Source organism: Halomonas sp. 113 (genome assembly GCF_904067645.1).
Lineage (GTDB): Bacteria > Pseudomonadota > Gammaproteobacteria > Pseudomonadales > Halomonadaceae > Vreelandella > Vreelandella titanicae.
The window spans coordinates 495,202-507,460 of record NZ_LR881453.1; the positions used below are offsets into that span (position 1 = coordinate 495,202).

Below are 12,259 nucleotides of genomic sequence, written 5' to 3' on the forward strand. Positions count from 1 at the left end.
GGTTACTTGCTCAACCTAATTTTGATTTTGATCGTACTTGTTTACAAACTATCTCAGCCATTACCCAACTTATGCGGCACGACCTCATGGCCCATCTCTTTATAACGCTGCCAGCAGGCGCGTTTGGCGACTAGCACTTGTTGATGCTGATTAATAATCTCAGCGATCCGCGCGTAGCGCTCTACGCCTTCAGGGATATCGGGGTGCAGGTTCAGTAGAGCGGTCTCTTCTGTAGGCACCGGCAGTCGCTGCCAGCCTAGCGTAATCGGTACGCTGGCGGCCATTTCGCTATCTTCCAGGGCGTGGGGTAAATAGGCGTCCGGACGGAAATTCCATAGCGCGTTATCGGCCTGCTCGGCGAGGGCTTTGTCTTCACAGTGGAGATGCAGGCGGTAGCCTTTGCGCCAGATGGTCTCGGCGAGCTTGCAAGCAAACTGCAAGCGCGCTTCTAGCGTGGTATCGGGCAGAATGTAGAAATCAATGCGCGCCATAGCGGTTCCAGGTAAAACGATTTCAGATACGTCGATTGCAAACAGCACCGCCGCAAGAATGCGGCGGTGCTGAAAGGATAAGCGCTGGTTTTAAAACCGCTTAAACCAGCTGGGTTAGCCAGCCGTACTTATCTTCGCTGCGGCCATACTGCAGGTCGAGCAGCTTGGTACGAATGCGCATGGCAATCTCATTATTGCCACCGGCAGCTAGCTTGATACGCTCGTTTTCGCTGACCAGTTCACCTACTGGGGTGATAACCGCGGCGGTACCGCAGGCAAAGATCTCGGTGATCTCGCCAGACGCCGCGCCTTCGCGCCATTCGTCAATGCTAATCGGGCGCTCTTCCGGCGTTAGGCCTTCATCTTTCGCCAGGGTTAGTACCGAGTTGCGGGTCACGCCTTCCAAAATCGTGTCGGTCAGGCGCGGGGTCACCAAGCGGCCATCTTTGAAGACGAAGAACAGGTTCATGCCGCCGAGTTCTTCCACCCACTTGTTTTCAGCGGCATCGAGGAACGCGACCTGACCACACTGGTGGGCTTCGGCCTCTTTCTGCGCAGCCAATGAAGCAGCGTAGTTACCGCCACACTTGGCAAAGCCAGTACCGCCGGGGGCTGCGCGCTTGTAGTTAGACGAGAGCCAGATTGATACCGGGGCAATGCCGCCTTTAAAGTACGCCGCCGCGGGGGAGGCGATCACGTAGTAGTCCACCTCATGGGCGGGGCGTACGCCCAAGAAGGCTTCTGAGGCGATCATAAACGGACGCAGGTAGAGGCTGCACTCGTCAGAGGCGCTGGCGGGTGTCGGTACCCAGACATGGTCTTGCGCTAATAGCGCTTTTAGCGAGCCAATAAAGTCTTCATCGGAAAGTTCCGGCAGCGCTAACCGGCGGGCACTGCGGCGGAAGCGCTCGGCGTTTTTCTCAGGGCGGAACGTCCAGATAGAGCCGTCGGCATGGCGATAGGCCTTGATGCCCTCAAAAATTTCCTGGCCGTAATGCAGCACAGAGGCGGCGGGATCCAGCGTTAGCGGGCCGTAAGGGCGCACTTGGTGGCCGTGCCAGTCGGCGTCAACCGTCCAGCGCACATGGGCCATGTGATCGGTAAAGTGTTTGCCAAAGCCGGGGTTTTTGAGAATGTTGTCACGGATCTCATCGGCTATCGGCTGGTTGGATGGCAGAATCTCAAAGTTAGTGGGCACGGCATGTTCTCTCTACTTGATCCAAGCCCTGAAGGGCAAATATAGGCGTCGTAATATAAGCGTTAAAGTGGTCGTAGCGTGTGCCTTGAGATAAGGCACACGCTAATGGGTTTAGGTGTAACGGTTGCGTCAAATAAAGGCAACCGTTGATTGCCCGATTGTGTTGTTAGACGTCGCTATTTTCTACTTGGGCGTCTGCTTCACGGTCAAGCAGGTACTGGGTTAACAGCCCAACGGGGCGGCCGGTGGCGCCTTTTTGCTTGCCGGAGTGCCATGCGGTGCCGGCGATATCCAGGTGCGCCCAGGGGAAGTGATCGGCAAAGCGTGACAAGAAGCACGCAGCGGTAATCGTGCCCGCGGGGCGGCCACCAATATTGGCAAGGTCGGCAAAGTTGGACTCAAGCTGCTCTTGATACTCATCCCACAGCGGCAAGTGCCAGGCGCGATCCCAGGCGGCTTCGCCCGCATCCAGCAGATCCAGTGCCAAGTCATCGTCGTTGGAGAGCAGGCCGGTGGCGTGGTGGCCCAGGCCAATAATTACGGCGCCGGTGAGAGTGGCGATATCCACTACACTGGCGGGAGTAAAGCGCTCGGCGTAGGTGAGTGCATCGCACAGCACCAGGCGGCCTTCCGCGTCGGTGTTAAGCACTTCGACGGTCAAACCTTTGAGGGTTTTGATGATGTCACCGGGCTTGGTGGCATTGCCATCTGGCATGTTTTCCGCGGCGGCAACGATAAATACCAGGTTGAGCTTGGGTTTAATCGCCAATACCGCTTTGACGGTGCCGAACACGCTGGCGGCGCCGCACATATCGAACTTCATTTCGTCCATGCTTTCGCCGGGCTTGAGCGAAATACCGCCGGTATCAAAAGTAATGCCTTTGCCTACCAATACATGGGGTGCTTCTTCGCTTTCTTCGGCGCCCTGGTACTTCATAACGATCAGGCGTGTCGGCTCTTTGCTGCCGCGGCCTACGGATAGTAGCGAGCCTGCACCCAGGGCTTCCAGCGCTTCTTCATCGAGAATATCGACCTCGAGCGCGCCTTGTGAGTCGCGACCCAACTGCTCTGCCTGCTCGGCTAAATAGCTGGGCGTACAGACGTTACCGGGCAGGTTGCCCAGCGTGCGGGTGTAGTTGATGCCTTGGCCAATAGCGTTGCCCACTAGCGCACCCTGCTTAGCCTGCGGGACAGCGTCGGCATCGGTGATAATTAACGTCAGCTTGGCAAGGCTGGGGGTTGGCGTGGGCGAGGATTTGAACTGATCAAAGCGATAGATAGCCCGCTCCGCAGCTTCCATTACCTTGCGTGCTTTCCAGGCCGCATCGCGGTCAGTCAACGGAACATCGCCAAATACTACGCTGGCTTCGTCAATAGGCAGTTTCACTAGCGCGGTCATGGCCGCATCCAGCGCCTTGATGAAGGCCGCTTCCTGGCATTTTTCGCGCTCTCCCAAGCCCACCAGCAAAATGCGTTCGGCCCCCAGGCCTGGCGCAAAGGGTACCAGTTGCACGTTGCCCAGTGCTGCGTCAAAGTCGCCGCGTTCGAGCAATTGGCCAATCAGGCGCTCGCTGGCGTCGTCCAGTTTGGCAACGGTGGGCAGGAAGTCGCCCCCTTTATAAACCGGCACCAAAAGGCAGGGTGTTTCAGCTTTGGCTGGGTTCGCGGTCTGAACGGAAAATTCCATGACGTCTCCAACAAGACAAGCATCGAGGGATTCGGGATAATGCCCCGTTGCTTTTGATTTTGAAAAGGGACTGAAAATAGTTTGATTAGTGTACCCAAGCCATACGCTTATTGCATGGCATCCTGCACGACTAGCCGGAGAGCGCGTTGATTTTATTTCGGTATCTAACTCGCGAAGTATTACTCACCATGTCGGCAGTCGCTGGCATTCTACTGCTGGTGATTATGGGCAGCCGCTTTATCCGCTATTTTTCGGACGCGGCGGAGGGCGATATTCCCGTCACCATGCTAGGCAGTCTGATGATGTTTCACCTGCCTGGCTTTATGGAACTGATTCTACCGCTGTCGTTTTTTCTAGGCATCCTGCTCGCCTACGGGCAGCTCTATATGAACAGCGAAATCACTGTAATGGTCGCCTGTGGGATGAGCCCCACGCGGCTATTGAAGGTGACGTTGCTGCCTGCCAGCGTGGTGGCGGTACTGGTCGGTGTCTGCAGCCTGTGGCTAACGCCTTTTGGGGCGCTGCAAACCGAGACCGCGCTGGAAGAACAGCGCAGTCGCCTGGATGTTTCCGTGTTGGCGCCGGGGCGCTTTCAAGAGTTCGGCGGTGGCCGTACCGCTTACATCGGCAGCTTCTCAAGCGACGGAACGGAAATGCAGGATGTGCTGGTGCACGAGCAGAACCAACAAGGCGACGAAGGTACTCACGACTACGTTACCCGGGCGGCATCGGGCTATCAGGAAACCCGCCTCGAAACGGGTAGCCGTTTTCTGGTGTTGGATGACGGTGAGCGCTACGGGGTGACGCCGGGCGATAAGAGCGCCGAGCGGCTAACGTTTGAGCGTTATACATTGCGACTAGGGCTGAATCGCGACCGGCAGGAACTGGATTCACTGGAGTACGCCACTACGCCTGCGCTATGGAGTAATCCAAGCCCCCGTGCCCAAGCCCAGTGGCAGTGGCGGGCAGGGCTCCCGCTTATGGTGTTTGTGCTGGCCTTGATGGCGCAGCCGCTTTCCCGGGTTAATCCCCGCCAGGGGCGCTTTGGCAAACTGCTGCCCGCGGTATTTTTATACGTCGCCTATCTTAGTCTGCTGCTCGCGGTTGTCGATGCGATTGGCAGTGGCACTTGGTCCACCACGCTGGGCGTGTGGCCAGTCCATGGGCTGTTTTTAGGGCTGGGCCTATTATTGCTATGGCGCTCGCAACGCAAGGGGATGCGATAATGGTGCTTGACCGTCTTGATCGTTATATCGCCCGCAACGTGCTGGCGGCCATTATCGTCGTTCAGTTCGTGCTGCTGGGGTTGGATATTACCATCGCTTATATCGATGATTTAGGCGATGTGCAGGCGGGCTATACCGCCTTCGATGCGCTGCTTTACCTGCTAATGCGCACGCCTTGGCGATTCTATCAGTACGCCCCGGTAGCCGTATTAATTGGCGCGCTGATTGGCTTAGGCAGCATGGCTTCCAGCAATGAGCTTACCGTTATGCGCGCCGCTGGGCGTTCTCTGGCGCGCATTGTATGGGGGGTGATGAAACCCGTGCTGGTGGTCGTGGTCGTGGTGCTGTTAGTTGCCGAATACGTTAGCCCACGCACCGAGCAGTATGCCGAGGCGTGGCGGCTGGAAAAACTCCAGGGTGAAGGCGCTGTGTTGACCAGTCGCAGCGGCTGGCAGATAGAGGGTGACAGCGTCTACCGTTTTGGGGCAATTCGCGCGGATAACGTCGTGCTCGATTTAACCCGCTATCGCTTTGATGACCGCCAACTGGTCGAAGCCACTTACGCTCAGCGCGCACACTGGGAAAACGATGCCTGGCGTTTGGAAAACGTCGCCACCACGCGTATTTTTGACGATCACACTGAGTCTGAGCAGACGGCAAGCATGGGCTGGGACACCTCTTTCACCCCCACCCAGCTAGAGAGGCTGCTGCGCGATATTGAGAGTCAGGCGCCCAGCGAGCTTTGGGCCTATGCCCAGTTCCTTGAAGAGCAGAACCTGCAGAATGATCAGGCACTGCTCTATTTTTGGCAGAAGATGCTGATGCCGCTCACCATGGGGTCGCTGGTGCTGATTGCCGCCTCCTTTGTATTTGGCCCGCTGCGCACCGTGGCCGCTGGTACTCGGGTGTTTTATGGCGTTGTCACTGGGCTGAGCTTTAAGTACGTTCAGGATCTACTGGCGCCCGCCTCGACGATATTTGGCTTTTCACCCGTCTGGGCCGTACTGGTGCCGACTCTGGCCTGCGCCGGGGTCGGGATCTATTTTCTACGTCGCAATGGTTAATGGCCGCAATAGTTAGCCATCACAGCCTCGTATCGTCCAGAAACAGCCAGCAACCACGAAGAGAACTATGCAAACACGACGCTTTACTCAGTTGGACAGCGTATGGCCAGCCGGCCTTGGCCGACGACTGGGCGCCATGCTGTATGACGGCTTTTTGGTCACCGCGATTTGGATTGCGGTGACCGTCGTGCATATGCTGTTTTTCCGTTATGTGCTTGGTCAGCAGCCCGAAGAGATTGGCACGACGGCCAGCGATATTTGGAGCCTGCGCCTCATGCTGGTGTTTTTTGTCACGCTGTTTTTTGTTTTTTCCTGGTCACGCGGAGGTATGACCTTGGGTATGCAGGCGTGGCGGCTGCGGGTGCAGGCAGCAGATGGCTATTCGCTGAACTTGAAGCAGTGCCTGATTCGCTGTGCGGTGGCGTGGCTCTCGCTACTGGCATTTGGTTTGGGCTACTTATGGGTGCTGTTCGATAAACAGCGGCGTAGCTGGCCGGATATTGCTTCCAACACGCAAACGGTGGTTTTGCCGAAAAAATAATTGCAGCTGGCATGGGGCAAAAAGTGCTTTTACGCCAGTACGTTATTTTGCGGCTCTTGCTTATTAAGACGAATGGATAGCAAAAAGCAGTCATTTCTACTTGATAAGATGTATGCGAATCATTTACATTCATCTCATGATTTTTATGAGGTGTCGCCATGTACGTTTGCGTGTGCAAGGGAGTAACCGATCATCAGATTCGCCAGCACGTTAGCGATGGAGCGCGCAGCTGGCGAGAAGTACGCGAGGCAACCGGCTGCGCAACGCAGTGCGGTAAGTGCGCGTGCTACGCTAAATCAATTACCCGCGATGCCGTTCAGGAAGCACGTCAAGAAGCCGATATGGGCCTTGCCTACGCCGTGTGACGCGAATCACTATTGTTAGGGTTATCTTTAGCAAATAACTGATTTGCTTGAACTTTTAATCATCTTATCTATACTCTCAGAAACGCTGGGGGTATAGCTATTTGCGCCTATACTCTTCTCCAAACGTAACTGCTTGATCGTATTGTCTAAACTAGATTAAACATCAGCATTACAGTAGAAAAGGTGACGTCATGAAAGGTGATACGAAAGTTATTGAGCATCTCAATAAGGCGCTCGGCAACGAACTGGTTGCGATCAATCAGTACTTTTTGCACGCCAAGATGTACAAAGACTGGGGCCTAAAAGCACTCGCCAAGTGGGAATACGATGAGTCCATCGAAGAGATGCAGCACGCTGACAAGATCATCGAGCGTATCCTATTCCTGGAAGGCATTCCCAACCTGCAAGACCTGGGCAAGCTGCACATTGGCGAAAACGTCAAAGAAATGCTCGAAAGCGATCTAAAAATTGAGCACGATGGCCGCAACGACTACATCGAAGCCATCACCTATTGTGAAAGCGTTAAAGATTACGTTACCCGCGACATGCTCCGCGATCTGCTCGCCGACGAAGAAGACCATATCGATCACATCGAAACGGAACTTGGTTTGATCGACAAGGTGGGTATTCAGAATTACATGCAACGCCAAATGCAGATGGCAGGCGACGAGTAAAACGCTATCGCGCGTATGTCGCGTATGTATAGAAGTAAGCTAGCAACCAAAACTAGCTAAAAAGCAGCCAGTCAGGGCTAATTGACTGGCTGCTTTCGTTCTAAGGTCTCCTTTAACCTATCGATTTTCCTGCTTCCCTTTTCCCCTATGCGTTCCTTCACTACTTACCCATCTTCGCGGCAACCTGGATTTCGCGCTGAGGTGTGCCGATAGCCAACGGCGCTAACTTAGCCAGTGAGTGTCATAAGCCTGACATCGTTATGATGTTGGATGGTTAATCGGACATAGCAAGTTTAATAACTTAATCAGTCGTTTCTTAAGCTTAGGCAAGGGATTAACTCCATCATGATACTCAAACGCAGACCAACCCTGTTGGCGCTGGCTGTTGTGCTGGCCGCCACGCAAGCGGCAGGCGCGGCAGATAAACATTTCAACCGCATCGCCAGCTTTGCGGTTCCCGATAATATGGCTGAGGGCGAGGATCGTACACGCGAGACCGCGCCTGAAATCATTGCTGCCTCCGGTGATGGCATGACGCTGGTGTATACCGATAGCCCGCTGGGCGTGATCGGGCGCATCGATATCAGTGACCCGGCTAATCCGCAACCGCTGGGTAATATCGTTATGGACGGCGAGCCTACGGCCGTATCGGTGCTCGGCAATATGGCCTATGTCGGAGTGAATACATCGGTTTCCTACAGCGAGCCTTCCGGTGAGCTGCGCACGGTCGATTTAGCCAGTGGCGAGATACTCGCCTCCTGCCCGCTGGACGGACAGCCCGATAGTGTAGCTTCCGCTGCGGCCCCCGATGGGCGCTTTGTCGCTGTCGCCATTGAGAACGAACGCGACGAAGAGGCGGGCGATGGACGTGTACCGCAGATGCCCGGCGGTTCCGTGGCTCTGGTGAAGATCAATGCGGAAGGGCTGGTTAACTGTGACAGCCTGCTCTACGCCGACGTAACCGGGCTCGCTGAGATCTCCCCCGAGGATCCCGAGCCGGAGTTTGTCGATATCAATACCCTGGGTGAGACCGTCGTCACCGTGCAGGAGAACAACCACCTGGTGGTGCTCGACTACGCCGGAAAGGTGGTGGCGGATTTCAGTGCCGGGACTGTCGACCTGGACGGCATTGACGCCAGCGATGACGGTGCGCTGATTTTCAACGAGCAGCAAGCCGAGCGCCTGCGTGAGCCGGACGCTTTGCAGTGGATCGACAACGACCACTTCGCTATTGCCAACGAAGGCGATATGGATGGCGGCGCGCGCGGCTGGACGATCTTCAACAAGCGTGGCGAGGTGGTATACGAGTCAGGTACTTCATTCGAGCGCGCGGTGATTGAAGCGGGTCACTACCCCGATAAGCGTTCGGATGCCAAAGGCAGCGAGCCGGAGGGGATGGAGTTTGCGGTGTTCGAAGGTACGCCCTATGTCTTCCTGCTTTCCGAGCGCGGCTCGCTGGTGGGCGTTTATGACGTTAGCAACCTGGCCGAACCGCAGCTCACCCAGCTACTGCCCTCGGGCCTGTCTCCCGAAGGCGCCGTGGCGATTCCCAGCCGTGGCCTGTTAGCCACCGCCAATGAAGGGGATCTGGGCGAAGACGGCGGCCCCCGCGCCCATGTCATGATTTATCAATACCAGGATGCGCCAGCGGTCTATCCCACCCTGACCTCGGCGGGCGCTGATGAACTGATCGGCTGGGGCGCACTTTCCGGTTTGGTCGCCGCTGATGACATGCTCTACGCGGTCAACGACAGCTTCTACAGCGCCCAGCCGCGCATCTTTACCATCGACCCCTCAGCCTCCCCGGCGCGGATTACGGCAGCACTGGACGTGACCCGCAACGGTGAGCCTGCGCTAGGGCTGGATATGGAAGGCATTACCACCGATGGTGAAGGTGGCTTCTGGGTCGCTTCCGAAGGTAACGACAAAGGCCTTGCCAACACCCTTTATCATGTGGGTTCCGACGGCGAGATTATCCAAGGAATTGCACTGCCCGAGGCGCTCGCTCAACAGGCATTGAAGTGGGGATTAGAAGGCGTCACGCGCATTGATGATCAACTGTGGCTGGCGGTGCAGCGCCCTTGGCAGGATGACCCCGAGGGCATGGTCAAGCTGCTGCGTTTTGATATCGACAGTGGCGAGTGGGCCGCTGTTCATTACCCGCTGGATAACGTGGAACAGGGTTGGATTGGCCTCTCCGAAATCACTGCCCATGGCGATTGGCTGTATCTGATCGAGCGCGACAACCAGATCGGCGCCGAGGCTAAGGTTAAGCAAGTGACCCGCGTTGCCCTCGACGGCCTGCAACCCACCCCGCTGGGCGGTGAACTGCCGGTGGTCGAGAAACAGCTAGTGCGCGACCTGATTCCCGACCTAGCCAGCTACAACGGCTTTGTGGTGGACAAGATTGAAGGAATGGCGGTCAACGATAATGGCAACGCCTGGCTGGTCAGCGACAACGACGGTGTGGACGATAGTTCCGGCGAGACCTACTTCTGGTCGATACCGCTAGAGTAGTCCCTGCCTGTATTCGTCTATACCGCAGCAGCATGGAAGCGATAAACATGAGGAGTAGGGGAGAAAAGGTAGGATAAAAGAGATAGGAGAAAAAGCGAGGGCACGCATCAAACACGGTTATGTGGCTGATGTGTGCCCTTTTTTGTGGCGTGACTCTTGTGTGGAGAGTGTCTTGTGAAGAGCGTCCTGTGAAGAAAGTGTGGCGGTAACGTTATGGAGCGCCTAACTATTTAGCGGCAATCGCCTCACCGCTGTCCACAAACTGGCTTGGTACCGCCGGCTCATCAACAGCAAAAGTTGCCCGGCTTAGGCGACGGACACGCTTCATAAACAGCGCAATGCAAAGGAGTGTGCCTAACGCGGCCACCACATAGCTTAGCTGCAGCGGTAGACCAAAACCGATCGGCGCGTAGGCTAAGTAGGTAAACGTGGCCATGGTCATAAAGGTGGCTGGGAACGAGGTAATCCAGTGAGGCTTACGCGACAGCACCAGGTACATGGTGCCTACCCACAGCGCGATCACGGCGGTGGTTTGGTTCGCCCAGGAGAAGTAGCGCCACAGCAGTGTGAAGTCCATGTGCGTTAACGCGTAAGACACCACAAACAGCGGTAGAGCGACCATGACGCGCTTCATAATCGGCTTTTGATCGATCTTAATGTAGTCGGCGATGATCATCCGCGCGCTGCGGAAAGCGGTATCGCCCGAGGTGATCGGCAGCACAATAACGCCGAGTACCGCCAGGGTGCCGCCTATAGCGCCGAGCATGGTGGTAGAAACTTCGCTGACCACCGCAGCAGGGCCACCGGCCGCCAGCACATCGGAAAGCGACTGGTCGCCATAGAACAGGCTCATGGCGGCGGCCGCCCAGATCATCGCGATAATGCCTTCGGTGATCATCATGCCGTAGAAAATTTTGCGACCATTGGTTTCGTTTTGGGTGGTGCGCGAAATAATCGGCGTTTGGGTGGCATGAAAACCTGAAAGCGCGCCGCAGGAGATGGTTAAAAACAGCAGCGGGAAAATCGGTGCGGCGTCAGGGTGCATGTTCTGGAACGAGAGCTCAGGAATCGGAGCGCCCGTGATGATCAAGCCGATACCGATACCCGCCGCGCTGAACAGCAGCAGGGCGCCAAAATAGGGGTAGATACGGCCAATGACCTTATCAATCGGCAGCAGGGTGGCAATCAAGTAATAAATAAAGATAGCGACGATGATCAGCGTTAACGACAGCGAGGTCATATTGGCCAGCAGCGCCGCAGGCGAGGTGACGAATACCGTACCGACTAAAAGCAGCAGCAGAATCGCGAAACCATTGACCACATGCTTCATCGCTTTACCCAGGAACTTGCCGGCCAGTTGCGGCAGGTGAGCGCCGTGGTTGCGGATCGAGATCATGCCGGTCAGGTAATCGTGAACAGCACCGGCAAAGATACAGCCAATCACAATCCACACAAACGCCACTGGCCCATACAGAGCGCCGAGAATCGGGCCAAAAATAGGGCCGACACCGGCAATGTTTAATAACTGAATGAGTGAATTGCGCGTAGTGTTCATCGGCACATAGTCGATGTTGTCGCGCATGCTGAAAGCGGGCGTTTGACGCTTGCGGTCAGTGACAAACACACGCTCAACGAATTTCCCATAGGTAAAGTAGCCCGCTATCAGCAGCAGGATCGATACGATAAAGGTGATCATCTAAGGTACCTAGAGCAGTGAGGGGGATGGGCGAGCATGTCGGTGAGCATGCAAGCAGGCACTTCTTTAGCAGAGCTGAATGTACAGATAACCACTATAAAATCACAGCTAGACTTTAGTGGGCCGTAAGCAAAAAAAAGGACAGCCGAGAGGCTGCCCATTTTGTCGATTAACAACAACGGTAAAGCTTAAGACTCTACGACGCCGCAAGCCATTCGGGTGCCGCCGCCGCCCAGGTGGGGTTCATCTTTGTAGGTGTCGCCGCCTTCGTGAATCATCAAGCTGCGGCCAGGCATATCTTCCATGCTCAAGCGCGGCGCCAAGACGGGGAGATTGGCTTCGCCATCTTCATTAACCGTTAGCACCGGTAGATCGCCTAAATGACCTTCTCCATAGGGGCCTTGGTGAGTGCCGGTTTCTTCAGGGTCATAGTGTCCGCCAGCCGACAGTGCTGCGGTCATCTCGCCACTGTCATTCTCGGCGGGATCACAGCTGGCATTCTGGTGAACGTGAAAACCGTAAACACCGGGCTCAAGATCCGTCAGCGAAGGTGTCAGCAGTAAGCCATGATCCGTATGCTCAAGGGATACGGTACCGATTGACTCTTCATTACCCTCGGTGCTGACTTTATGCATCTCGACATCAAGCGTTTCATTGGCTTGTGCCGCTGAGGTGGCGAGCAGCAGCGAGGCGGCAATAGCGGTAAGCGGTGTTGAGAAACGTATAGTTGAATAGCGCATGTTGATCTCCTTCCGAATCCATGGAAACGCTGTAGCAGCGTTGCTTACTCAAGGTAGTTG

11 protein-coding genes are annotated in these 12,259 nt (G+C 55.8%); 6 read left to right on the top strand and 5 right to left on the bottom strand.

Annotation, left to right across the window (positions count from 1 at the left end; translation table 11 throughout):
- Nucleotides 1-53: 53 nt before the first annotated feature.
- The 3 genes from YERSI8AC_RS02535 to YERSI8AC_RS02545 all read right to left on the bottom strand — a co-directional run bounded on the left by YERSI8AC_RS02535 (nt 54) and on the right by YERSI8AC_RS02545 (nt 3,376).
- On the bottom strand, nt 54-491 hold the full coding sequence (locus YERSI8AC_RS02535; protein WP_159176005.1) for a DNA polymerase III subunit chi: 438 nt from the start codon (nt 489-491) through the stop codon (nt 54-56).
- A 100-nt stretch (nt 492-591) separates the two neighbouring features.
- Complete coding sequence (locus YERSI8AC_RS02540) at nt 592-1,689, bottom strand: branched-chain amino acid aminotransferase (RefSeq protein ID WP_138800417.1); 1,098 nt, start codon at nt 1,687-1,689, stop codon at nt 592-594.
- A 166-nt stretch (nt 1,690-1,855) separates the two neighbouring features.
- Nucleotides 1,856-3,376 carry a leucyl aminopeptidase gene (locus tag YERSI8AC_RS02545; RefSeq protein ID WP_159176006.1) on the bottom strand — a complete coding sequence of 507 codons (1,521 nt, stop codon included), beginning with the start codon at nt 3,374-3,376 and terminating at the stop codon, nt 1,856-1,858.
- 146 nt (nt 3,377-3,522) lie between these two features.
- Between YERSI8AC_RS02545 and lptF the strand changes: the two genes are divergently transcribed.
- The 6 genes from lptF (at nt 3,523) to YERSI8AC_RS02575 (ending at nt 9,763) form a co-directional block, all read left to right on the top strand.
- Entirely contained in the window at nt 3,523-4,602 is a 1,080-nt protein-coding gene (lptF, locus tag YERSI8AC_RS02550) for an LPS export ABC transporter permease LptF (RefSeq protein ID WP_027957799.1), read from the top strand.
- On the top strand, nt 4,602-5,666 hold the full coding sequence (gene lptG, locus YERSI8AC_RS02555) for an LPS export ABC transporter permease LptG (RefSeq protein WP_027957800.1): 1,065 nt from the start codon (nt 4,602-4,604) through the stop codon (nt 5,664-5,666). Before lptF ends, lptG begins: the two co-directional genes overlap by 1 nt.
- A gap of 67 nt (nt 5,667-5,733) precedes the next feature.
- The gene (locus YERSI8AC_RS02560) at nt 5,734-6,207 is read left to right on the top strand and encodes an RDD family protein (RefSeq protein WP_159176007.1); all 474 of its coding nucleotides are present in this window, start codon (nt 5,734-5,736) and stop codon (nt 6,205-6,207) included.
- 158 nt (nt 6,208-6,365) lie between these two features.
- Nucleotides 6,366-6,572, top strand: coding sequence for a (2Fe-2S)-binding protein (locus YERSI8AC_RS02565; RefSeq protein ID WP_008959830.1), 207 nt, complete (start codon nt 6,366-6,368; stop codon nt 6,570-6,572).
- A 191-nt stretch (nt 6,573-6,763) separates the two neighbouring features.
- Nucleotides 6,764-7,246 carry a bacterioferritin gene (gene bfr / locus YERSI8AC_RS02570; protein ID WP_009288515.1) on the top strand — a complete coding sequence of 161 codons (483 nt, stop codon included), beginning with the start codon at nt 6,764-6,766 and terminating at the stop codon, nt 7,244-7,246.
- A gap of 345 nt (nt 7,247-7,591) precedes the next feature.
- The gene (locus tag YERSI8AC_RS02575) at nt 7,592-9,763 is read left to right on the top strand and encodes an esterase-like activity of phytase family protein (protein WP_159176008.1); all 2,172 of its coding nucleotides are present in this window, start codon (nt 7,592-7,594) and stop codon (nt 9,761-9,763) included.
- 226 nt (nt 9,764-9,989) lie between these two features.
- On the opposite strand, the gene YERSI8AC_RS02580 is transcribed toward YERSI8AC_RS02575, so the two are convergent.
- Together YERSI8AC_RS02580 and sodC are read right to left on the bottom strand one after the other, a co-directional pair.
- A complete protein-coding gene (locus tag YERSI8AC_RS02580) occupies nt 9,990-11,459 on the bottom strand; it encodes a carbon starvation CstA family protein (protein WP_159176009.1) in 1,470 nt (489 codons plus the stop codon).
- A 188-nt stretch (nt 11,460-11,647) separates the two neighbouring features.
- The gene (gene sodC, locus YERSI8AC_RS02585) at nt 11,648-12,199 is read right to left on the bottom strand and encodes a superoxide dismutase family protein (protein ID WP_027957803.1); all 552 of its coding nucleotides are present in this window, start codon (nt 12,197-12,199) and stop codon (nt 11,648-11,650) included.
- Between the last annotated feature and the right edge of the window lie 60 nt (nt 12,200-12,259).